This is a genomic window from Shinella sp. WSC3-e, from assembly GCF_945994535.1.
In the GTDB taxonomy this organism is placed as follows: domain Bacteria; phylum Pseudomonadota; class Alphaproteobacteria; order Rhizobiales; family Rhizobiaceae; genus Shinella; species Shinella yambaruensis.
The window spans coordinates 246,748-268,273 of the sequence record NZ_OZ000532.1 but is presented as its reverse complement, the minus strand read 5'-3'; the positions used below and the strand labels follow the sequence as shown (position 1 = coordinate 268,273).

Genomic DNA, 21,526 nt, shown 5'->3' with positions numbered 1-21,526 from the left:
GCGGAACTGGCTTTTGCAAATCTATAATTAAAATACTGGTTCAAATAATGAACCTCAAGGAAAATGTTTCGTGGGAACCGCCGTCGCCTCGGCACGGCATCGGACAAGCGGCTGCCGGACGCATGAAGGCGGCCGCCAGGATGGGAGCAAGATCATGACAGAACACAGCGTGCCGCCCGGCGGCGCGAACCAGTTGCGCAAGAACAGCCTCGGCGTCGGGGCGGTCACATTCCTCGTCGTCTCGGCGGCCGCGCCGTTGACGGCGGTTGCCGGCGGCGTGCCGCTGTCGATGATGCTGGGCAACGGCCCGGGCATTCCGCTGACCTTCGCCTTCGTGACGACGGTGCTGCTGCTCTTTGCTATCGGCTATGTCGCCATGGCCCGGCATATCAGCAATGCCGGCGCCTTCTACGCCTATACGGCGCAGGGCCTCGGCGGCCTTGCCGGCGGCGCCGCGGCGCTCGTCGCCATCCTCGCCTACAATGCCATGCAGATCGGCGTCTTCGGCCTGTTCGGCGCCGCCACGGCCGGCTTCCTCGCCGGCTACGGCCTCGACCTGCCCTGGTGGGTCTGGACCTATATCGGCATCGCCCTCGTCGCGGTCTTCGGCTATCGCAGGGTGGATTTTTCCGCCCGCGTGCTCGCCGTGCTCGTCGTGCTGGAATATCTCGTCGTGCTGGTCATCGACGCCGCCATCCTCGTGAAGGGCGGCGACAGCGGCCTTTCCGCCGCGCCCTTCACGCCGTCGGCCTTCTTCTCGGGCACGCCGGCCATCGGCATCCTGTTCTGCTTTGCCGCCTTCATCGGCTTCGAGGCGACGACCATCTACAGCGAAGAGGCCCGCGAGCCGGAAAAGACCGTGCCGCGCGCCACCTACATCTCCGTGCTGATCATCGGCCTCTTCTACATGCTGACCTCCTGGCTGATGGTCAACGGCGCGGGCGTCGACAAGCTGGTGCCGGAAATCCAGGGCCTCGCCGACCCGACCACCTTCCTCTTCGGCCTGGCGGACCGCTATGTCGGCGGTGGCATCACCACCATCATGAGCATCCTCTTCATCACCAGCCTCTTTGCCGGCGTCGTCGCCTTTCACAACGGCGTTGCCCGCTATCTCTACGTCGCCGGCCGCGAGGGCCTGCTGCCCAGGGCGCTCGGCGTCACCCATCCGGTGTTCCAGAGCCCGCATGCCGGCTCGGTCGTGCAGACGGTCATTGCTGTCGCCGTCGTCGCGCTCTTCGCCTTCACGGGGCAGGATCCGGTGCTGGCGCTGTTCTCCTGGCTCACCAATGTCGGCACGCTGGCGATCATCCTGCTGATGGCGCTGACCGCCTTCTCCATCGTCGCCTTCTTCGGCCGCAATCCGGGCCTCGAAGGCAACCGCATCGTCACGACGGTGCTGCCGGTGCTGACGGGCCTTATCCTCCTGGCGCTGGTCTTCTACATTGCCACGAATTTCGGCGCGCTGGCCGGTGCGGAGGGGGCGCTTGCGGTGTTCCTGCCGGGCCTCGTGCTGATCGCCGCGATCATCGGCCTCCTGTGCGCCTTGCGCCTGAAGGCGGGCGATGCCGGTGCCTTTGCCCGGCTCGGCGTCCGCCGGGAAGTGTGAGAATCCGGGTGGCGCTCTGGCGCCACCCGTCCTTGAAGGAAAGATCATGCAGGAAAAGATCGAAGCGTTCCGCAACCTCGCCGTCGCGCCGCAGGCGCTGTTCATAAACGGCATCCGGCAGGACCCGGCGGATGGCGCGGTGCTGGATGTCGTCTCGCCCATCGACGGGCGCAGGCTGACGACCATCGCGGATGCCGGTGCGGAGGATGTCGACCGAGCGGTGAAGGCCGCCCGCGCCGCCTTCGAAAGGGGCCGCTGGGCGAAGGCGGCGCCGGCCGAGCGCAAGCGGGTGCTGCTGAGGATCGGCGAGCTGATCGAGAAACATGCCCTGGAACTCGCCGTGCTCGGCGTGCGTGACAACGGCACCGAGATTTCCATGGCGCTGAAGGCCGAACCCGGCAGCGCCGCCGGCACGTTCCGCTACTATGGCGAGGCGATCGACAAGGTCTATGGCGAGATCGCGCCGACGGCCGGCGACATCCTCGGCCTCGTCCACCGCGAGCCGGTCGGCGTCGTCGGTGCCATCGTGCCGTGGAATTTCCCGCTGATGATCGGCGCGTGGAAGATCGCCCCGGCGCTCGCGGCCGGCAATTCCGTCGTGCTGAAGCCGGCGGAGGCCGCCTCGCTGACGCTGCTGCGCCTTGCCGAACTTTGCGCCGAGGCCGGGCTGCCGGAGGGCGTGCTGAACGTCGTGACCGGCCGTGGCGCGGTGGCCGGGGAGGCGATGGGCCTGCATCCGGATATCGACGTGCTGGTCTTCACCGGCTCAGGCCCCGTCGGCCGGCGCCTGCTCGAATATTCCGCCCGTTCCAACCTGAAGCGTGTCTATCTGGAGCTCGGCGGCAAGTCGCCGAATATCGTCTTCGCCGACGCGCCGGACCTCGACCGCGCGGCCAAGGTCTCGGCCTATGGCATCTTCCGCAATTCGGGGCAGGTCTGCGTGGCCGGCTCGCGGCTGCTCGTCGAGCGCTCCATCGCGGAGGAATTTTCGCAGAAGGTGGCCGAGATCGCCGCCGCGATGACGGTCGGCGATCCGCTGCTGTTGACCACTGAGGCCGGCGCCGTCTCCAGTGAGGCGCAGCTCGGCAAGAATCTCGGCTTTGCCGAACAGGCGCTTTCCGAGGGCGCCAAGCTGCGCACCGGCGGCAAACGTGTCCTTGCCGAGACCGGCGGCTTCTACATGCAGCCCACCGTCTTCGACGTCACGCCGGACATGACGCTCGCCCGCGAGGAGGTTTTCGGGCCGATCCTCTCCGTCATCCCCTTCGACAGCGAGGAGGAGGCCTTGCGCATCGCCAACGGTACGGATTACGGCCTCGCCTCGGCCGTGTGGACCGCCGACCTGTCACGGGCGCATCGCATGGTGCGCGGCATTCGCGCCGGCGTCGTGCATGTCAACACCTATGGCGGGGCCGACAACACCGTGCCGCTCGGCGGCGTTCGCCAGTCCGGCAACGGGCACGACAAGTCCCTGCATGCGCTGGACAAATATCTCGACCTGAAGACGGCCTGGATCCAGCTCTAGGACCGATCGACATTCAATCCATGCCGGTCTGCAAATGGCGCTTTTCCGCGCTTCCGGTGCTCACGTACGTTCAGTACGCTGCGCTCCGGGTCGCGGAAAACCACCATTTTCGCCACGGCCCGAACTGAATGTCGATCGGTCCTGGGCGCCTTCCAGCGCGCGGGCGATTTCCGTGATGACCGTGAAGGCGGTGTCCGCGTCGCCGCGGGTCATCTCGAACTGGCCGGCCTGGAAGCGGATGGCGATGCGGCCGTCGACGCGGGTCTGTGTCAGGTAGATGCGGCCGTCGTCGTTGATGGCGTTGACGAGGGCGATATTGTGCCGGTCGGCCTCCGTGCCGCCCTTGTGGCGGAAGGAGAAGAGCGAGAGCACCGGCTCGCTGACGATCTCGAAATCCGGCTCGCCGGCAAGACGCTCCGCCAGTTCCCTCGACCAGGCGACATGATTGCGGATCATCGTGCGCAGCCCTTCGAGGCCATGATAGCGCAGCAGGAACCACAGCTTCAGTGCGCGGAAGCGGCGGCCCAGCGGCACGGACCATTCGGAATAGTTGATGATGCCGTCATGGCCGTGCGTCTTCAGGTATTCCGGCTGGATGGCCAGCGTGCGGACCTGGTCTTCCGGGCTGCGGATGAACTGTACCGAGCAGTCGAAATTGGCGCCGAGCCATTTGTGCGGGTTGAAGACGATGGAATCGGCCGCCTCGACGCCATCCCAGAGCTCGCGGAATTCGGGGCAGATCATGGCCGAGCCCGCCCAGGCGGCATCGACATGCAGGTAGAGGCCATGCGCCTTGGCCACTGCCGCCACAGCGCGGATCGGGTCGCAGGCGCCGATGGAGGTGCCGCCGGTGCAGGCGATGACGCCGGCCGGGATATGGCCGGCGGCACGGTCCGCGCGGATCGCGGCATCGAGTGCCTTGGGGTCCATGCCGTTGAGGGGGCCTTTGATCGGGATGCGCACGAGGTTCGCTTCGCCGATGCCGGCAATCCAGATCGCCCGGTCGATGGAGGTGTGCACCTGCTTCGACGCATAGACGCGTACCGCCCCGTGCGCCGCCAGCCCCTCGCTGTTGCCTTTCCAGCCGAGCGCCTTCTCGCGCATGACCAGCACTGCGGCGAGCGTCGCGGTGGAGGCGGAATCCTGGATGACGCCGGAAAAGCCTTCCGGCAGGCCGAGCGCCTGGCGCAGCCAGTCGACCACCCGCGTCTCAAGCTCGGTGGCGGCCGGCGAGGTCTGCCAGAGCATGCACTGGGCGGCGACGGAGGTGACGAGATAGTCGGCAATCACCGAAATGGGCGCGGCATTGGCCGGGAAATAGGCGAAGAAGCGCGGATGCTGCCAATGGGTGAGGCCATCGGGAATGATGCGCTCGAAATCGGCGAAGATCGCCTCCATCGCCTCGCCGTCTTCCGGGGCTGCACTGGCGATCTGCCGGGCGATGTCGCCCGGCTTCGTCTGCGCCCGCACCGGCCGGTCGCGCAGGCCCGCGCGGTAGTCGGCGCCCCAGTCGGCGGCCGTTCGCGACCACTTGCGGAATTCTTCGCTGTCCATCTCTTGCTCCTGTCTGGCGCTACGCAGTTCTCGGTGTTCGTCCGTCGATTTGCAAGGCCCGTGAAGGGTCCTGCAATCCGAGCTTGCCGTGCGCGGTTTCCGCAGGGTATCCGCACGAATATATTTAACGCGTTAATAATTTTTGGTGCCTGTCAAGCCCGCGAAGGGGCATTTGTCGATGCGGCTGCGAGCGCCGTGGTTGCGATGGGGAAACTCATCTCTGGTTCAATATATGAACCGACACTTCAAATATAGACTTGCAAACGGCTGCGCTTCCTGCCAAGTTAATTCGCATGTTAAGTATATTGGCCGCGACTCCCGAAGGCTGCTGCGGGCGGAGCCGGACTTAGCGGGAGGAGAACGGAAATGCACGTCGACGACACGGCCCGGATGCTGCGGGGGTCTTTGTCCACACCGGATATCGAGATGGAGCTGACGCAGGCCGTGCCGGCCCGCTATCCTCCGGCGGGAGACCGTCTTGGCAGCGAGACGGCATGCCACGTCTTGCGCCGGCCGGATGCGCCTTCGGGGCAGGTCGGGCGATTTGTTCCGCTGCTCGTATCGAGGAGGAATGGTCGATGAGCGCGAACGGCCGTCCGCCCCATATTCTGGTGATCGGCACCGGCGATACCAAGAGCGAGGAGCTCCTGTTCATGGCCGATGTCATCGGCAAGGCCGGAGGCGTTCCCGTCCTGGTCGATGTCAGCGTGCTCGGCGACCCGCCCTATGTGCCGGACCATTCCAAGCACGACATCGCCGCCGCGGCCGGCACCACCATGGAGGCGATCACCGGCAGTGGCGACGAGAACACCGCCATGGCGCTGATGGCAAAGGGCGCCGCGGCGCTGGTGCGCCGGCTTTCGGAGGCGGGGGAGGTGGACGGCATGATCGCGCTCGGCGGCTCGCTCGGCACGGACCTCGCCCTCGACGTCGCCGCCGTGCTGCCGCTCGGCGTACCGAAGTTCATCGTCTCCACCATCGCCTATTCCCATCTGCTGCCGCCGGAGCGCATCGCGCCCGACCTGATGATGATCCTGTGGGCCGGCGGGCTCTACGGCCTCAACCCGATCTGCCGGGCGGTGCTGTCGCAGGCTTCGGGCGCGGTCGTGGGCGCAGCCAAGGCCGGCGAGCGGCCCGGCCGCCAGCGCCCGCTGGTCGGCATGACCTCGCTCGGCTCCTCCTGCCTCAGCTACATGAAGCTGCTCAAGCCGGAGCTGGAGCGGCGCGGCTATGATGTCGCCGTGTTCCATTCCACCGGCATGGGCGGGCGCGCCTATGAGGCGGTGGCGGCGCAGCGGGGCTTTGCCGCCGTCTTCGATTTCTGCATCCAGGAGGTGACCAATGCGCAGAACGGCTCTGTCGCCGTCTCCGGGCCGGACCGTTTGGAAAATGCCGGCCGCGCCGGCATTCCGCAGATCGTCGCGCCCGGCGCGGTCGACATGGTGGACATGCCCGCCTGGCAGGAGACGCCGGACCGCTTCGCCGGCCGGCCCTATCATGCGCACAACCGGCTGATCGCCTCCGTCACCGTTTCGCCCGACGAGCGTCGCGCGGTCGCCCGCGTCGTCGCCGCCAAGCTGGAGGGGGCGAGCGCCCCCGTCGCCTTCCTGCTGCCGACGAAGGGCATCCAGGAATGGGACCGGGAGGGCGAGCCGCTGCACGAACCGGACGCGCTGGAGGCCTTCCTCGACGAGATGCGCCGGGCCGTGCCGGCCTCCGTCGCCTTCGAGGAGGTCGACGCGCATATCAACGCCCCGGACTTTGCCGCAAGAGCGCTGGAAATCTTCGACCGCTGGGTGGCCGAAGGCATCGTCGAGAAGGGACAGGCGGCATGACAGACGCCAGGCGGGCATTGATCCTCGATTTCGGCGGCGTCGTCACCCGCACGCTGTTCGAAACGCATGACATCACCGAGCGGGCGCTCGGCCTGCCGGCAGGCACGCTAACCTGGCGTGGTCCCTTCGACCCGGCCAGCGATCCGCTCTGGCAGTCGATGCAAGCGCGAGAAATCACCGAGCGCGACTACTGGATGACGCGCACGCGGGAGGTCGGCGCGCTGCTCGGCGAGGACTGGACGGACATGAAGACCTTCGTGCAGCGGGCGCGCGGGGCCGATCCCGAACTCGTTTTGCGCCCCGAGGCGCGCGATGCGATCCTGAAAGCCAGGACGGCCGGGCTGAAGCTCGCCATCCTCTCCAACGAGCTCGACCTCTTCTACGGCGAGAGCTTCCGCAGGCGCTTCCCGCTGATCGACCTTTTCGACGTCATCGTCGATGCGACATACACGAAGATCCTGAAGCCCGATCCGCGCGCCTATCAACAGGTGCTGGCGGAACTCGCTCTCAGCCGTGCCGACTGCGTCTTCGTCGACGACCAGAAGAAGAACATCGAGGGCGCGGCGGCCTTCGGCCTTCCCCATGTGCATTTCGACGTGACGCGGCCTGCCGAAAGTTATGCGCAGGCGCTGAACATGCTTGGACTTTGAAAGGATATCCCATGCGCGATTCCAACTTCCTGATCGAGAACAATGCCCGTCATCTCTGGCATCCCATGGCGCATCCGGCGGAAATGCAGGCCAAGCCCCCACGCATCATCAATGCGGGCGAGGGCGTTTCGGTGGTGGATATCCATGGCAAGACGGTGCTGGATGCCGTCGGCGGCCTGTGGAACGTCAATCTCGGTTATTCCTGCGAGCCGGTGAAGAAGGCGATCCGCGACCAGCTCGACGAGCTGCCCTATTATTCCACCTTCCGCGGCACCACCAATTCGCCGCTGATCGAACTGTCCTATGAACTGGCGGCGTTCTTCAGGGAGGACGGGCTCACCCGGGCCTTCTTCACCTCGGGCGGCTCGGATTCCGTCGAGACGGCGCTGCGGCTCGCCCGCCAGTTCCACAAGATCAACGGCCAGCCGGAGCGCACCAAGTTCGTGGCGCTGAAGAAGGGCTATCACGGCACGCATTTCGGCGGCGCCTCGGTCAATGGCAATGCCAATTTCCGCCGCAACTACGAGCCGCTGCTGCCCGGCGTCTTCCACCTTGCCGCGCCCTATCCCTATCGCAACCCCTTCAACACGGCCGATCCGGTGGAGATCGCCCAGGCGATCGCCCGCCAGTTCGAGGACGAGATCGCCTTCCAGGGCGCCGACACCATCGCCGCCTTCATCATGGAGCCGGTGCTTGGCGCCGGCGGCGTCATCGTGCCGCACGAGACCTTCATGCCGCTGATGCGTGCGATCTGCGACAGGCACGGCATCCTCCTCATCGCCGACGAGGTCATCACCGCCTTCGGCCGCACCGGGGCCTGGACCGGTTCGCGCGGCTTTGGCGTCAAGCCCGACATGATGACCACCGCCAAGGCGATCACCAACGGCTACTTCCCCTTCGGCGCGGTGATGATCGCGGACAAGGTTGCTGATGCCTTCGAAGCCAACAGGGATTCCTTCGGCGCCATCGGCCACGGCTATACCTATTCCGGCCATCCGGTCGGCGCGGCGGCGGCGCTGGCGACGCTGAAGGAAACCGCCCGGATCGACACAGCCGTCAATGCCGCCGCACGCGGCGCCGAGCTGATCGCCGGGCTGGAAGGCCTGAAGGCGAAGCACGACCTGGTCGGCGACGTGCGCGGGAAGGGGCTGATGGCCGCGCTGGAGCTCGTCTCCGACCGCCGGACGAAGAGCGCGGCCGCCAAGGACGTGGTGCAGAAGGTCTATGATGCCGCCTATGACGAGGGCGTGATGGTCCGCACGTCGGGCGCCAATGTCATCATCTCGCCGCCGCTCGTCATCACGGCGGCCGATGTGCAGAAGATCGTCTCGGCGCTGGATGCGGGGCTGTCGGCAGCACGAGGGGTGTCGCCATGACCGATGTGCAGGCCCTGCGCGCCCGCCGCGAGCGGCTGCTCGGCCGCAACATGTCGCTCTTCTACGATGACCCGGTGCATCTGGTGAGGGGCGAGGGCGTCTGGCTGTGGGATGCGGACGGGCGACGGTATCTCGACTGCTACAACAATGTGCCGCATGTCGGCCATTGCCATCCGCGGGTGGTCGAGGCGATCTGCCGGCAGGCGTCGATGCTCAACACCCATACACGCTACCTGCACGAGGGCATTCTCGACTATGTCGAGCGGCTGACGGCGACCTTCGACAGGAGCCTCGACACGGCGATCCTCACCTGCACCGGCAGCGAGGCCAACGACGTGGCCCTGCGCATGGCACAGGCGGTGACCGGCCGGACGGGCGTCATCGCCACCGACTTCACCTATCACGGCAACACGACGGCGGTCTCGCAGCTCTCGACGCGCATGCCGCCGGTCGGCGGCTACGGCGGGCATGTGCGTCATGTGCCGGCGCCGGATGCCTATCGTCCGCTTGGCGGAGAGGGCGGAGAGGCCTTCGCCGAGGCCTGGGCCGCCACGGTGGAGGCGGCGATCGCCGCGCTGCAGGAAAGCCCCTTCGGCTTCTCCGCGCTGATCATCGACCCCTTCTTCGCCAATGAGGGGTTTCCGGACCTGCCGGCGGATTTCCTCGCGCCCGCCGTCGCTGCTGTCAGGAAGGCCGGCGGCCTTGTAATCTGCGACGAGGTTCAGCCCGGTTTCGGCCGCACCGGCACGCATTTCTGGGGCCATCAGAAGGCCGGCATCCTTCCCGATATCGTCACCCTTGGCAAGCCGATGGGCAACGGCCATCCGGTCGGCGGTGTCGTGGCGGCATCCGAAACGCTGAATGCCTTCCGCAAGGCGTTCCGCTACTTCAACACCTTCGGCGGCAATCCGGTCTCCTGCGCGGCGGCCATGGCCGTTCTCGACGTGCTTGAGGAGGAGAAGCTGCAGGAGAACGCGCTTCATGTCGGCGCCCATGCCCGCGAGGGGCTGCGGAAGCTGGCGGACAAGCATGGGCTGATCGGCAATGTGCGTGGCAGCGGCCTGTTCTTCGGCGCCGAGCTGGTGCTCGACCGGCAGGAAAAGACGCCGGCCTCGGACATCGCCACGCGGGTGATCAACGGCATGCGCGAGCGCGGCGTCCTGATGGGCAAGCTCGGCATCCACCAGAACGCCACAAAGATCCGCCCGCCCATGCCCTTTTCCCGGGAGAATGCCGACCTGATGCTGGCGGTGCTCGACGACGTGCTGAGCGGGCTGTGACGCGATGGACGACATGATCGCAACCCTGACGGCCCGGGCGGCGGGCGCCCTTGCCCATTGGGACCTGCCGGACCAGGTGCCCGAACTCTTGAAATATCGCGAGAACGCGGTCTTCAAGGTTCGCCTGCGCGACGGCCGGCCGGCGGCCTTGCGGCTGCACCGCCCGGCCTATCATTCGCCGGCGGCGCTCGCCTCGGAACTCGTCTTCATGGCGGCGTTGCGCGAAAAGGGCATCGCCGTGCCGCTGCCGATCGCCGCGCCGGACGGCAGCCTGCTTGCCGTCTTGCCGTCTTTGGCGCCGGGCGAACCACACTATGCCGACCTGATCGACTGGATGGAGGGCGAGCCGCTCGGCGATACGGGCGCTCCGCTTCCCCGCGGCGGCCGGGATTTGCCGGCGCTCTTTGGCGCCATCGGCCGGGAGATGGCCCGCCTGCACGATGCGGCCGATGCCTTCGTGCGGCTGGCCGGGTTCGAGCGTCCAGCCTGGGATGTCGAGGGGTTGCTGGGCGAAGCGCCCTTCTGGGGCCGGTTCTGGGATTGCCCGGTCATCACGCCGGTGCAGCGGGATGCCCTGGCGCGCCTGCGCGCCCGCCTCCTGCCGCGGTTTTCGGCGCTGGCGCCGGGGCTGGACTACGGCCTGATCCATGCCGACCTGGTCCGCGAAAATGTCCTCGTGGCGGGAGGCGCCGTCGCCTTCATCGATTTCGACGATTGCGGCTTCGGCTTCCGGCTGTTCGATCTGGCCACCGCGCTGCTGCGCAACCGGCACGAACCCGACTATCCGCGATTGCGTGCGGCCCTGCTGGAGGGATATGCCGCCGTCCGGCCGCAGGCGGAAGCGGAGTTCCGGCACTTGCCGCTGTTCCTGCTGCTGCGCGCGCTCACCTATATCGGCTGGGCGGCGGCGCGGCCGGAGCTTCCGGACAATTCCGCGCGCCTGCAGCGCTATCTTGGCGACATGGAGACGCTTGCGCGGGATCTCGGCCTTTGACGGCAGCCCGTCAGCGCGGATCGGCTTTGCGCACGGCCGTCGGCACAATGCCGAAGCGGCGGCGGAAGGCGGTGGCGAAATTGGCGGCGCTGGTATAGCCGGCGATCGCGCTCGCCTCCTGTACGGTTACGTTTTCCCGGTCGAGGGCGGCAAAGGCGCGCTCCAGCCGGATATTGCGCACATAGTCGAAGACGCTGCGGTTTTCCGCGACGCGGAACAGGCGTTGCAGGCCGCTCGCGCTGATGCCGGCCTCGCGCGCGATCGTTTCCACGCTCAGCGCCTCGGTGGCGCGGGCTGCGATGAAGTCCCGGGCGCGGCCGAGGCAGATCGCGTCCTGCCGGCTCAGCAGCGTGCCGCCCGCCCCGCGCCGGTCGGCCTGCAGCACCGCCGCCATCGTCTCCGCCACGAGCTCGACGGCGCGGCCTTCGAGATAGAGGTCGCGCAGTTCGGGAATGAGCGGCGAGGGGCTGAAGATCTGCCGCACCAGCTCCATCATGCGCGGCGTCAGCGTCCAGCGGTGCTCGCTGAGGTGATCGCGCAGCAGCCGCGCGCCGCCCGTCGTATCCGCCACGGCTTCCAGCGCGTCGCGGTGCAGCCATTCCGGCGTTGCGGAGACCACGAGATGGCGCAGGTGCTGGCCGCCGCGCGAGGCGCGTTCGAAATTTTCCGGGCAGGCATTCATGATCGCCACGCCGCGCACCGCGCTGCGGTCCGCCTGGAAGGCAAAGCGGCGGTCGCCGATCGAAAGATCGACGCTGCCCTCCAGGAAGAAGATGCAGGAAAGCTCCTCCGGCAGGAGCGAGGTGGCCGTGAAGGCCCTCTCCTCGATCGCGTCGCTGACATGCAGGACGAGGCCGCGGCGCAGCTCCCTGTGCAGGAACTTACCCTTCATCAGCGTGTCGTCGGGCGAAAGCCGGTCGTCGGGGCTGTCGAAGGCGATGCCCTCATGGCGCAGGAAATCGCGCACGCGCACGCGGCCCCCCTTGCCCTCGTTTCCGGCGTTGCCAGGTGCGGCCGCCATCCCCTGTCCTTCACTGTTCCGGTCACCGGCATTGCGCAGGATGACCCGTGATTGGTGATCGAATTCCGGCACCGCGCGGAGATTTGCCGGTGCGCAAAGGCATCTGCGCGGTGCGCAAAGGTGCCGACATTGTCCGTCGTGCAAGTGTTGCCCTAGAGATAGCTTAACTTGATTTACAAGGTCAAGTTTAGGAAAAGGCTATCGGACGGTGGGACCGCGATCATGAGATTGGCAGAAGAGACGGTGATGGGAGCAACGGAGAGGGCGGGGCGCGCGATCTGGCGCAGGCGCCTGTGGCTGGCCGCGACCGTGGCGCTGGCGGGGCTTGCCGGCCCGGCACAGGCGCAGGAGGCCGGCGCGACGGCGCTCCAGACGATCACCGTCGAGGGCGGCGAGGACAACCCGAAGGGGCCGGACCAGGGCCTCGTCGCAAAGCGCAGCCTCAGTGCTTCCAAGACGGACACGTCCCTGCTCGAAACACCGCAGGCGGTCAGCGTCGTCACGCGCGACCAGATGGATGCGCAGGGTGTGAACACGGTCGCCGAGGCGCTGCGCTATACGCCGGGCGTGCATCCGGATCCGAACGGCTACGACATCCGCTACGACTGGCTCTATATCCGCGGCTTCAACGCCTATGGCACGATGTGGCTCGACGGGCTCATTCTGCCGGGCGACCCGAGCAACTATGCGACGCCGAGCGTCAATGCCTTCGCGCTGGAACGCATCGACGTCATCAAGGGGCCGGCCTCCGTGCTCTACGGCAGCACCGTGCCGGGCGGCCTCATCAACCAGGTGAGCAAGCGCCCGCAGGCGACGGCGCACAACGAGGTGGGCCTCCAGACCTCCTCGCATGGCGGCGTGCAGGCGACGCTCGACATGACCGGCCCCCTGACCGAGGACGGCGACTGGCTCTACCGCCTCGTCGCGCTCGGCAAGAACATGGGCAGCCAGGTCGACCGGGAACGGGAGAAGCAGCTGATGATGGCGCCGAGCCTCACCTGGTCGCCCACCGACCAGACCACGCTCACGCTCTATGGCTACTACCAGAAGGACCGCCCGACCTTCAGCCCGCGCTTCTACCCCGCCGTCGGCACGCTGATCGACAATCCGACCGCACGCGTGCCGCGCGATATCTATCTCGGCGATCCCAATGCGGATGTCTTCGACCGGGATTTCTATGCCCTCGGCTATGAATTCGAGCATGAGTTCAACGAGACCTTCACGGTGCGGCAGAACCTGCGCTACAGCCGCTCCGACCAGAACATGTTCCTCGTCCTCGTCAACCCGGCCTTTGCCTGGCAGCCGGACGGGCACACGCTCAACCGCGCCTCGGCGATTTCCGACGACTGGGTCTCGGCCTTCAATGTCGACACGCAGCTCGAAGCCCGCTTCGACACGGGCGCGCTCGACCACACGATGCTCTTCGGCCTCGATTACCTGAAGGCGACGTCCTCCACCAATTTTGGCAATGCCATCGCCGGCGTGCCGCCGCTCGACCTCTTCGACCCGCGCTACGGCGAGGTGGACATCCCCGTGCCGGCCATCCAGCGCTCTGGCCTGCAGGAGCAGCAGCAGATCGGTTTCTACATGCAGGACCAGATCCGCTACGACAACTGGGTGGGCACCTTCGGCCTGCGCTACGACCTGTCCGAGATCGACAGCACGAACCGCCTTGCCGGCACGCCGACCGTGACGACACGGGACCGGGAGCTGACCTGGCGCGCGGGCCTCACCTATCTCTTCGACAACGGTCTTGCGCCCTATGCCAGCTACGCCACTTCGTTCCTGCCGACGCTCGGCACGGACCGGGACGGCAATCCCTTCCGGGCGCAGACGGCCGAGCAGTATGAGATCGGCCTGAAATACGAGCCCCCGGGCGGCCGCGGCATGATCACCGCCTCGCTCTTCGACCTGACGCTCGACAATGCCCTGACGCCGGATCCGGCCGATATCCTGTTCGACGTGCAATCGGGCCGGCAGTGGGTGCGGGGTCTGGAGATCGAGGGCAAGTACGAGCTGACGCCGGAGCTCGACCTTCTCGCCGCCTATGCCTATTCCCATTCGGAAGTGCTGAAGTCCAACAATCCCGTCGAGCTCGGCCGTGAGGTGCTGCGCCTGCCCGAGCATCAGGGCAGCGTCTGGCTCAGCTATCGGCCGGCCTTCGCCGACGGGCTGACGCTCACCGGGGGCGTGCGGGCCATGTCCTCCTACCAGACGGACAGCACCTACAAGGCGGAGCTGCGCATTCCCGGCCGGGCGCTTGTCGATATCGGCGCGGAATACGATTTCGGCGCCATCGACAAGGACTTTTCCGGCACGAAGCTTCGGGTCAACGTCACCAACCTGTTCGACAAGGAGTATGTCTCCCATTGCCTCAACAGCACCGGCGGAAGCTGCAACTACGGCGCGGGCCGCGCCATCACCGCGAGCCTGAAATATTCGTGGTGAGCGCTTCGCATCGAACCCGGACGAGCGGAGGGGGCGCCGGCTTGCCGGCGGCCCTCTGTCGGCTGTCGCTCCTGTTGCTGCTGGCGTTTCCGGCATTCGCCTTGCCGGCGCGGGCCGAGATCCTGCTGTCGGATGCCGCCGGGCGCAGCGTGCGCCTTGCGGAGCCGGCGCGCCGCATCGTCACGAACGAAAGCCTGCTGCTCCTCTCGCTCGCCCTTGTCGATCCCGATCCCGTCGCGCGCATCGCCGGCTGGGCCGCGCCGCAGCGCATCGATCGCGGCATGTACGAGGCCTATCGCCGGCGCTTCCCGGCCATCGACGCCATCCCCACCGTCGGCGCCGTGCTGCCGGGGAAGACCTCTGTCGAGGCGATCCTTTCGGTCAAGCCGGACCTTTTCGTCGTCTCCATCTGGGAGAGCGGCTGGACGGAGGCGGCCGCGATGCTGGAGGCAGCGGGCGTGCCCGTCCTCTTCCTCGACGGGCCTGTCAATGACGGCAAGGGACCGGCGGAAACGACCGCCTTCTCCGTCACGCTGCTTGCCGCCGCCATTGGCCAGGAGGCGAAGGGCAGGGCGTTCGGCGATTTCCTGCGCGAACGCTACCGGCGCATCACGGAGCGCACGGCGAGGGCGAAACCGGTTTCCGTGCTGGTCGATGCCCATGCGGGGGCTACGTGCTGCTCGACGCCCGGAAAGGGCAACCGCATGACGGACTATCTGCGGCTTGCGGGCGGCGAGAGCATAGGCGCGGATGTGCCGGGCTATGACGGCCAGCTCAGCCCGGAATTCGTGCTCGGCGCGGATCCCACGGTCTATATCGCGACCGGCGGCCCGCATCTTGCCGCCCAGGGCGGCCTCGTGCTCGGCGGCGATGTCGATGCCGAAAGCGCGCGAAAATCCTTCGCGGGCATTCTTGGCAAGGGCCTGCGCGACGGGCTGACGGCGGTGCAGCAGGGCCGGGCGCATGCGGTGTCGCACCAGCTGTCGATCTCGGTTCTCAACATCCTCGTCTTCGAGTGTTTCGCGAAGTGGATGCACCCCGATCTCTTCGCGGATGTCGATCCCGCCAAGACGCTCGCCGAGATCAACGACCGTTTCCTGGCGGTGCCGCTGGAGGGCACCTTCTGGATCGACGCGCAATAGGAAATTGACATGCACGCAAGACAGTACACCGCCCGGGCGCGGATCGCCCTGCGCAACCCCGCTCCCGTCATCGCGGAATTCTGCGACCACATGCAGGAGCACAATGCAGAAGTGAGCGAGGGGCCGACCGGCCCGCTGCTTCGGCTCGGGAGCATCCGCGCGCAGTTCTCGCGCGAGGGCGAGGCGACGCTGGTCGATGTCGCCGCGCCGGATCTCGAAGGGCTCTATCTCGCCCGCATGGCCGTCGCCTCGCATATCCTGGAATTTGCCGGCGACGATCCGCCGGCCATCACCTGGACGGGCGATGGCGGGGAGATCGTCCGCCCGCCGAACTTCCAGATACTCAAAGTCGTCGCCTGCCGGACGCTGACGCCGCACATGCGCCGCCTGACGCTGTCCGGCGAAAACGTTGCGCGGTTCGCCGGGCTCGACGCGCTGCACCTCAATCTCATGGTACAGCGGCCGGAGGCGGGCGAACCGCAATGGCCGCATGTCGGCGCGAACGGGGTGATTGCCTGGGAGAAACCCGAGCTGCGTCCGCTGATGCGCAAATATACCGTGCGCTCCGTCGATCTGGCCGCCGGCACGCTCGATATCGATTTCGTGCTCCATGCGGATGCAGGTCCCGGCTCCGGCTTTGCGGCGGCCGCGGCGGTCGGCGACCGGGTCGGCGTGGTCGGTCCCGGCGGCGGCGGCCTCGTTGCGGCCGACTGGTATCTCTTCGCCGGCGACGAGACGGCGCTGCCGGCCATCGCCCGCATGCTGGAAAACCTGCCGGCAGGGGCGCGTGGCCGGGTCTTCATCGAGGTCGAGGATGCCGGCGAGGTTCAGGTCCTCGCGCCGCCGCCGGCGGTCATCGTCGAATGGCTGTTCCGCGATGGCCGGCCGGCGGGCAGCACGAGCCTGCTGATCGATGCCGTGCGGTCCGTGGCATTCCCGATGGATGGCGAGGCCGTCTATGTCTGGGCGGGCTGCGAGTTCGAAGCCTTCCGGGCGATCCGCAGCTTCGCGCGGCAGGAAAGGCGCCTTTCCAACACCGAGCACCTCGTCGTTTCCTACTGGCGTCGCGGGCGCGCGGAAGAGGACTAGAACCGGCCGCAGCGGCATCGCTTCGGTGCCGGACAATCCAGGTAAAACAAGGTTCCGGAGTAGCTCCGGATGCGTGCCGGCAATATCCGGCTTTTGCGTCGTCGATTGCGGTGCGAAAGCCGGGCTTCCATGAATAGCCATGTCTTTGGAATGATGGTCTTCTAATATTTCTCCGGCGTAATATGAATTAATCCTGTATTTTTTGTTCATTTTATACGAAATTCTTCAATTCGTTATATTTATAAAAATATATCGATAATTGATGTTTCACAAGTATATTCATGAGTGAAAGTGGAAAGTTTATTTCACTTTATTTTCATTGGGGCGATGCTAGTATCACGACGATGATTGGTATCGGAGGACGCATACCTTGTCTGACGTCGCCCCGGAACAACTGACGCCACAAACGCCCGGATCACGCCGGCGGCGCGAGCTTATCACGTTCTTCGTCCTTGCTTTCGGCATCTGGCCCATCGTCGCCGTCGGTGTCGTCGGCGGCTACGGCTTCCTCGTCTGGATGTTCCAGATCCTCTATGGGCCGCCCGGTCCGCCGGGCCATTGAGGGGAAGGCCATGACGCAGCAAGTTCTTTCCAGGCGGAATTTCCTGCGCGGCGGAAGGCATGACGCGACCGCCCGCATCCGTCCGCCCGGCATCGCGGAGGACGCCCTTGCCGCCTGCACGGGCTGCGGGTCGTGCGTGGAGCACTGTCCCACCGGCGTGATACGCCTCACTGACGATTTGCCCGTGCTCGATTTTGCGGCGGCGGAATGCACCTTCTGCGGTGCCTGCGCGGAGCACTGTCCCGAGCCGGTGTTCGCCGATGGCGTCGCCGGCCGCTTCGATCATGTCGTCGCCATCGCGTCCTCCTGCCTGCCGTTCCAGGGTGTCGACTGTCAGGCCTGCCGGGACGCCTGTCCGGCGGAGGCGATCCGCTTCCGTCCGGTGCGCGGCGGCCCCTTCGTGCCGCAGCTTGTGGCCGAGGCCTGCACCGGCTGCGGCGCCTGCATTTCCGTCTGTCCGGTCGGCGCGGTCGCCATCGCGCCCCGCAGCGTGGAGGTGGCCTATGCCTGATGGGCGCCGCTATCACATTTCAAGCGCGGTGATCGCCGTCAAGCCGGGCTTCGTGGCGGACGTGCTCGAGGCGCTTGCCGGCTTTGCCAATGTCGAGGTGCACGGCTGCGACAAGGGCAGGATCGTCGTGGTCATCGAGGGGCCGAGCACCGGCGTGCTCGGGGATACACTGATGCGCATCTCCGTCCTCGACGGCGTGATCGCGGCGAACATGGTTTTCGAACATGTCGAATTGGAAGAGGACGAGGTGCATGGGCAGCGAACTGACGCGGCGTGACATCCTGAAGGCCCAGGCGGCGGGCGTCGCGGCGGCGGCGGCGGGCATCGCGCTTCCCGCTGCCGCGCAGCCGGTTCCGGGCGGGGTGAGTGCGCTGGAGATCAAATGGGACAAGGCGCCCTGCCGCTTCTGCGGCACCGGCTGCGGCGTCATGGTGGGCGTCAAGGAAGGCAAGGTCGTCGCCACGCACGGCGACATGCAGGCGGAGGTCAACCGCGGCCTCAACTGCATCAAGGGCTATTTCCTCTCGAAGATCATGTATGGCTCCGACCGCCTGACGGCGCCGCTCCTGCGCAGGCGGAACGGCGTCTATGCCAAGGACGGCGAGTTCGAGCCAGTGACCTGGGAAGAAGCCTTCGACGTGATGGCCGAACAGGCCAAGAAGGTGCTGAAGGAAAAGGGGCCGACCGCCGTCGGCATGTTCGGCTCCGGCCAGTGGACGATCTTCGAGGGCTATGCCGCGACAAAGCTGATGCGCGCCGGCTTCCGCTCGAACAATCTCGACCCGAACGCCCGCCACTGTATGGCGTCCGCAGCCGTCGCCTTCATGCGCACCTTCGGCATGGACGAGCCGATGGGCTGCTACGACGACTTCGAGCATGCCGACGCCTTCGTGCTCTGGGGCTCGAACATGGCGGAGATGCACCCGATCCTGTGGACGCGCATCGCCGACCGGCGGCTCGGCAACGAGCATGTGCGCGTGGCGGTGCTGTCCACCTTCACCCATCGCAGCATGGACCTCGCCGATATCCCGATGGTCTTCAAGCCGGGCACGGACCTGGTGATCCTCAACTACATCGCCAACCACATCATCCAGTCCGGCCGGGTGAACGAGGATTTCGTGCGCAATCACACGAAGTTCGTGCGCGGCGTCACCGATATCGGCTATGGCCTCAGGCCGGACAATCCGGTGGAGGTGAATGCCGCCAATTCCGCCGATCCGGGCAAGACGGAGCCGATGGACTACGAGGCCTTCAAGGCTTTCGTCGCGGAATACACGCTGGAAAAGGCGGTCGAGATGACCGGCGTCGAGGCCGGCTTCCTCAGGCAGCTCGCCGAGCTCTATGCGGATCCCGACCGCAAGGTCATGTCGCTCTGGACCATGGGCTTCAACCAGCATGTGCGCGGCGTCTGGGCGAACCAGATGGTCTATAACCTCCACCTTTTGACGGGAAAGATTTCCGAGCCCGGCAACAGCCCCTTCTCGCTGACCGGCCAGCCTTCGGCCTGCGGCACGGCGCGCGAGGTCGGCACCTTCGCGCACCGCCTGCCCGCCGACATGGTGGTGACGAACCCGGAACACCGCAAGCATGCCGAAGAGATCTGGCGCGTGCCGCATGGCATCATTCCGGAAAAGCCCGGCTATCATGCCGTCCAGCAGGACCGCATGCTTCGCGACGGCAAGCTCAATTTCTACTGGGTGCAGGTCAACAACAACGTCCAGGCCGGCCCGAACACTTCGAACGAGACCTATCAGGGCTACCGCAATCCGGAAAACTTCATCGTCGTGTCGGATGCCTATCCGACGATCACGGCGATGAGCGCCGACCTCATCCTTCCCGCCGCCATGTGGGTGGAGAAGGAGGGCGCCTACGGCAATGCCGAGCGGCGCACCCATGTCTGGCACCAGCTCGTGCAGGCGCCGGGCGAGGCGCGCTCCGATCTCTGGCAGATGGTCGAGTTCTCCAAGCGCTTCACCACGGACGAGGTCTGGCCGGCGGAGCTTCTCGCCGCCAACCCGGACTACAAGGGCAAGACGCTCTATCAAGTGCTCTTCGCCGAGAGCGACGTCGCGAAATTTTCAATCGACGAGGTTAAGCCCGAGCACGCCAACAACGAGGCACAGCATTTCGGCTTCTACATCCAGAAGGGCCTCTTTGAGGAATATGCCGCCTTCGGCCGCGGCCATGGCCACGACCTTGCGCCCTATGACACCTATCACGAGGTGCGCGGCCTGCGCTGGCCGGTGGTCGACGGCAAGGAGACGCTGTGGCGCTATCGCGAAGGGTACGATCCCTATGTGAAACCCGGCGAGGGCGTGAAGTTCTACGGCAACAAGGACGGCAAGGCCGCGATCATCGCCGTGCCGTACGAGCCGCCGGCCGAATCCCCGGATGACGAATACGACATCTGGCTCGTCACGGGCCGCGTGCTGGAGCACTGGCATTCCGGTTCGATGACCATGCGCGTCCCCGAGCTCTACAAGGCTTTCCCCGGCGCCCGCTGCTTCATGAATGCCGACGATGCGCGCAAGCGCGGCCTCAACCAGGGATCGGAGATCCGCATCATATCGCGGCGCGGCGAGATCCGCTCGCGCGTCGAGACGCGCGGGCGCAACCGCATGCCGCCGGGCGTGATCTTCGTGCCGTGGTTCGATGCCAGCCAGCTCATCAACAAGGTCACGCTCGACGCCACCGACCCCATCTCGAAACAGACGGATTTCAAGAAATGCGCAGTCAAGATCGAACCCGTCGCCTGACCCCGAGCCCCGGATGGATTTTCGCCGCGATCGGCGTGGCGGTGCTTGCCACCGGCGCCATGGCACAGATGGTGCCGCAGCTTTCCGGCCCGCAGGGCGACGCGATGCAGACCCTGCCGGCCGATCCCCTGCCGAAATGGGTCATCGACGACATCCGCCGCATGCGCGCCTATCCGGAACAGCCGCCCGTCATCCCGCATTCGATCGACGGCTACCAGCTGTCGGTCAACGCCAACCGCTGTCTTTCCTGCCACAAGCGTGAATTCTCGCAGGATGCCGGCGCGCCCATGATCAGCATCACCCATTACATGACGCGCGAGGGCCAGATGCTCGCCGACGTCTCGCCGCGGCGCTATTTCTGCACCGCCTGCCATGTGCCGCAGGCCGATCACAAGCCGCTCGTCGAGAACACGTTCAAGGACATGAGCGACATGGGCGTCACCAAGGCGGGAAGCGAGTGATGGTGGCGCGCATCAAGGCCGTCCTCGCCTGGGTCTGGACCATTCTGACCACGCCTGCGGCGACCCTCAGCCTCGCCTTCCTGACGCTCGGCGGCTTCGTCGGCGGGGTCATGTTCTGGGGCGCCTTCAACACCGCGCTGGAGCTGACGAACACGGAGAAGTTCTGCACCTCGTGCCATGAGATGCGGGACAACGTCTACCAGGAGCTGACCAACACGGTGCATTTCACCAACCGCTCCGGCGTGCGCGCCTCCTGTCCGGATTGCCATGTGCCGCATGAATGGACCGACAAGATCGCCCGCAAGATGCAGGCCTCGAAGGAGGTCTGGGGCAAGATCTTCGGCACGATCAACACGCGCGAGAAATTCCTCGACCATCGGCTGGAGCTTGCCCAGCATGAATGGGCACGGCTGAAGGCGAACGACAGCCTGGAATGCCGCAACTGCCATTCGGCCGTCGCGATGGACTTCACCAAGCAGACCCAGCGCGCGGCCGATATCCACGCGAAGTTCCTCCTGCCCGGCAAGGCGACCTGCATCGACTGCCACAAGGGCATCGCCCACGAGCTGCCCAACATGGAGGGCGTCGATCCCGGCTGGAAGATGCCGCGCGAACTGGAGGGCGAAGAGCTTCCCGCGGCGTCCAACGGGGCGATCGAGGACCTGCGCAAGGCGGTGGCGAGCGCCCATGGGGCGATGACGTTCTAGTTCCGGGGG

At 66.3% G+C, this 21,526-nt stretch carries 19 protein-coding genes; 17 read left to right on the top strand and 2 right to left on the bottom strand.

All coding sequences use genetic code 11. From position 1 onward, the window contains the following. The first annotated feature begins 154 nt into the window (after window positions 1-154). Together AABF56_RS27950 and AABF56_RS27945 are read left to right on the top strand one after the other, a co-directional pair. A complete protein-coding gene (locus AABF56_RS27950) occupies window positions 155-1,606 on the top strand; it encodes an APC family permease (RefSeq protein WP_272808330.1) in 1,452 nt (483 codons plus the stop codon). 46 nt (window positions 1,607-1,652) lie between these two features. Continuing rightward, the gene (locus AABF56_RS27945) at window positions 1,653-3,131 is read left to right on the top strand and encodes an aldehyde dehydrogenase (RefSeq protein ID WP_272808329.1); all 1,479 of its coding nucleotides are present in this window, start codon (window positions 1,653-1,655) and stop codon (window positions 3,129-3,131) included. Window positions 3,132-3,191: 60 nt separating this feature from the next. Here the strand turns inward: AABF56_RS27945 and AABF56_RS27940 are convergent, their stop codons facing one another. Continuing rightward, entirely contained in the window at window positions 3,192-4,685 is a 1,494-nt protein-coding gene (locus AABF56_RS27940) for a pyridoxal phosphate-dependent decarboxylase family protein (RefSeq protein ID WP_272808328.1), read from the bottom strand. Between the two features lie 366 nt (window positions 4,686-5,051). On the opposite strand from AABF56_RS27940, the gene AABF56_RS27935 reads away from it, so the two are divergent. Genes AABF56_RS27935 through AABF56_RS27910 form a run of 6 tightly spaced genes read left to right on the top strand, consistent with a single transcriptional unit; the run spans window position 5,052 to window position 10,820 of the window. Then, window positions 5,052-5,267: a hypothetical protein gene (locus AABF56_RS27935; protein WP_272808327.1), complete on the top strand. Its 216-nt coding sequence runs from the start codon at window positions 5,052-5,054 to the stop codon at window positions 5,265-5,267. Then, on the top strand, window positions 5,264-6,520 hold the full coding sequence (locus AABF56_RS27930; protein ID WP_272808326.1) for a Tm-1-like ATP-binding domain-containing protein: 1,257 nt from the start codon (window positions 5,264-5,266) through the stop codon (window positions 6,518-6,520). Before AABF56_RS27935 ends, AABF56_RS27930 begins: the two co-directional genes overlap by 4 nt. After that, a complete protein-coding gene (locus tag AABF56_RS27925; protein WP_272808325.1) occupies window positions 6,517-7,170 on the top strand; it encodes an HAD family hydrolase in 654 nt (217 codons plus the stop codon). The genes AABF56_RS27930 and AABF56_RS27925 overlap by 4 nt, the downstream gene beginning before the upstream one ends. Before the next feature lie 11 nt (window positions 7,171-7,181). Further along, complete coding sequence (locus AABF56_RS27920) at window positions 7,182-8,546, top strand: aspartate aminotransferase family protein (RefSeq protein WP_272808324.1); 1,365 nt, start codon at window positions 7,182-7,184, stop codon at window positions 8,544-8,546. Next, complete coding sequence (locus AABF56_RS27915) at window positions 8,543-9,826, top strand: aspartate aminotransferase family protein (RefSeq protein WP_272808323.1); 1,284 nt, start codon at window positions 8,543-8,545, stop codon at window positions 9,824-9,826. The genes AABF56_RS27920 and AABF56_RS27915 overlap by 4 nt, the downstream gene beginning before the upstream one ends. Before the next feature lie 4 nt (window positions 9,827-9,830). Beyond that, window positions 9,831-10,820: a phosphotransferase enzyme family protein gene (locus tag AABF56_RS27910; RefSeq protein WP_272808322.1), complete on the top strand. Its 990-nt coding sequence runs from the start codon at window positions 9,831-9,833 to the stop codon at window positions 10,818-10,820. A 10-nt stretch (window positions 10,821-10,830) separates the two neighbouring features. Here AABF56_RS27910 and AABF56_RS27905 read toward each other — a convergent pair whose 3' ends face one another. Further along, entirely contained in the window at window positions 10,831-11,841 is a 1,011-nt protein-coding gene (locus AABF56_RS27905; protein ID WP_244770237.1) for a helix-turn-helix transcriptional regulator, read from the bottom strand. 222 nt (window positions 11,842-12,063) lie between these two features. On the opposite strand from AABF56_RS27905, the gene AABF56_RS27900 reads away from it, so the two are divergent. From AABF56_RS27900 to AABF56_RS27860, 9 genes are all read left to right on the top strand, one after another. Beyond that, a complete protein-coding gene (locus AABF56_RS27900) occupies window positions 12,064-14,289 on the top strand; it encodes a TonB-dependent siderophore receptor (RefSeq protein WP_272808321.1) in 2,226 nt (741 codons plus the stop codon). Between the two features lie 41 nt (window positions 14,290-14,330). Beyond that, a complete protein-coding gene (locus AABF56_RS27895; protein ID WP_272808320.1) occupies window positions 14,331-15,431 on the top strand; it encodes an ABC transporter substrate-binding protein in 1,101 nt (366 codons plus the stop codon). 9 nt (window positions 15,432-15,440) lie between these two features. Next, entirely contained in the window at window positions 15,441-16,520 is a 1,080-nt protein-coding gene (locus AABF56_RS27890; RefSeq protein ID WP_272808319.1) for a siderophore-interacting protein, read from the top strand. Window positions 16,521-16,914: 394 nt separating this feature from the next. Continuing rightward, on the top strand, window positions 16,915-17,082 hold the full coding sequence (napE, locus tag AABF56_RS27885) for a periplasmic nitrate reductase, NapE protein (protein ID WP_398432221.1): 168 nt from the start codon (window positions 16,915-16,917) through the stop codon (window positions 17,080-17,082). Between the two features lie 10 nt (window positions 17,083-17,092). Beyond that, window positions 17,093-17,593, top strand: coding sequence for a ferredoxin-type protein NapF (napF, locus tag AABF56_RS27880; protein WP_272808318.1), 501 nt, complete (start codon window positions 17,093-17,095; stop codon window positions 17,591-17,593). Then, window positions 17,586-17,870: a chaperone NapD gene (locus AABF56_RS27875; protein WP_272808317.1), complete on the top strand. Its 285-nt coding sequence runs from the start codon at window positions 17,586-17,588 to the stop codon at window positions 17,868-17,870. Before napF ends, AABF56_RS27875 begins: the two co-directional genes overlap by 8 nt. Continuing rightward, the gene (gene napA / locus AABF56_RS27870) at window positions 17,845-20,349 is read left to right on the top strand and encodes a periplasmic nitrate reductase subunit alpha (protein ID WP_244770244.1); all 2,505 of its coding nucleotides are present in this window, start codon (window positions 17,845-17,847) and stop codon (window positions 20,347-20,349) included. The genes AABF56_RS27875 and napA overlap by 26 nt, the downstream gene beginning before the upstream one ends. Beyond that, window positions 20,319-20,810 carry a nitrate reductase cytochrome c-type subunit gene (locus AABF56_RS27865; RefSeq protein ID WP_244770245.1) on the top strand — a complete coding sequence of 164 codons (492 nt, stop codon included), beginning with the start codon at window positions 20,319-20,321 and terminating at the stop codon, window positions 20,808-20,810. Before napA ends, AABF56_RS27865 begins: the two co-directional genes overlap by 31 nt. 2 nt (window positions 20,811-20,812) lie before the next feature. Further along, on the top strand, window positions 20,813-21,517 hold the full coding sequence (locus AABF56_RS27860; protein WP_272808453.1) for a cytochrome c3 family protein: 705 nt from the start codon (window positions 20,813-20,815) through the stop codon (window positions 21,515-21,517). The last annotated feature ends 9 nt before the right edge of the window (window positions 21,518-21,526 follow it).

What these genes read in the sequence shown, in the direction of transcription:
- napA (WP_244770244.1), top strand. Translation starts at nt 17,845, where the DNA reads ATGGGCAGCGAACTGACGCGGCGTGACATCCTGAAGGCCCAGGCGGCG.
- AABF56_RS27930 (WP_272808326.1), top strand. Translation starts at nt 5,264, where the DNA reads ATGAGCGCGAACGGCCGTCCGCCCCATATTCTGGTGATCGGCACCGGC.
- AABF56_RS27900 (WP_272808321.1), top strand. Translation starts at nt 12,064, where the DNA reads ATGAGATTGGCAGAAGAGACGGTGATGGGAGCAACGGAGAGGGCGGGG.
- AABF56_RS27950 (WP_272808330.1), top strand. Translation starts at nt 155, where the DNA reads ATGACAGAACACAGCGTGCCGCCCGGCGGCGCGAACCAGTTGCGCAAG.
- AABF56_RS27865 (WP_244770245.1), top strand. Translation starts at nt 20,319, where the DNA reads ATGCGCAGTCAAGATCGAACCCGTCGCCTGACCCCGAGCCCCGGATGG.
- AABF56_RS27905 (WP_244770237.1), bottom strand. Translation starts at nt 11,841, where the DNA reads ATGGCGGCCGCACCTGGCAACGCCGGAAACGAGGGCAAGGGGGGCCGC.
- AABF56_RS27910 (WP_272808322.1), top strand. Translation starts at nt 9,831, where the DNA reads ATGGACGACATGATCGCAACCCTGACGGCCCGGGCGGCGGGCGCCCTT.
- AABF56_RS27890 (WP_272808319.1), top strand. Translation starts at nt 15,441, where the DNA reads ATGCACGCAAGACAGTACACCGCCCGGGCGCGGATCGCCCTGCGCAAC.
- AABF56_RS27925 (WP_272808325.1), top strand. Translation starts at nt 6,517, where the DNA reads ATGACAGACGCCAGGCGGGCATTGATCCTCGATTTCGGCGGCGTCGTC.
- AABF56_RS27915 (WP_272808323.1), top strand. Translation starts at nt 8,543, where the DNA reads ATGACCGATGTGCAGGCCCTGCGCGCCCGCCGCGAGCGGCTGCTCGGC.
- AABF56_RS27935 (WP_272808327.1), top strand. Translation starts at nt 5,052, where the DNA reads ATGCACGTCGACGACACGGCCCGGATGCTGCGGGGGTCTTTGTCCACA.
- AABF56_RS27940 (WP_272808328.1), bottom strand. Translation starts at nt 4,685, where the DNA reads ATGGACAGCGAAGAATTCCGCAAGTGGTCGCGAACGGCCGCCGACTGG.
- napF (WP_272808318.1), top strand. Translation starts at nt 17,093, where the DNA reads ATGACGCAGCAAGTTCTTTCCAGGCGGAATTTCCTGCGCGGCGGAAGG.
- AABF56_RS27875 (WP_272808317.1), top strand. Translation starts at nt 17,586, where the DNA reads ATGCCTGATGGGCGCCGCTATCACATTTCAAGCGCGGTGATCGCCGTC.
- AABF56_RS27945 (WP_272808329.1), top strand. Translation starts at nt 1,653, where the DNA reads ATGCAGGAAAAGATCGAAGCGTTCCGCAACCTCGCCGTCGCGCCGCAG.
- AABF56_RS27920 (WP_272808324.1), top strand. Translation starts at nt 7,182, where the DNA reads ATGCGCGATTCCAACTTCCTGATCGAGAACAATGCCCGTCATCTCTGG.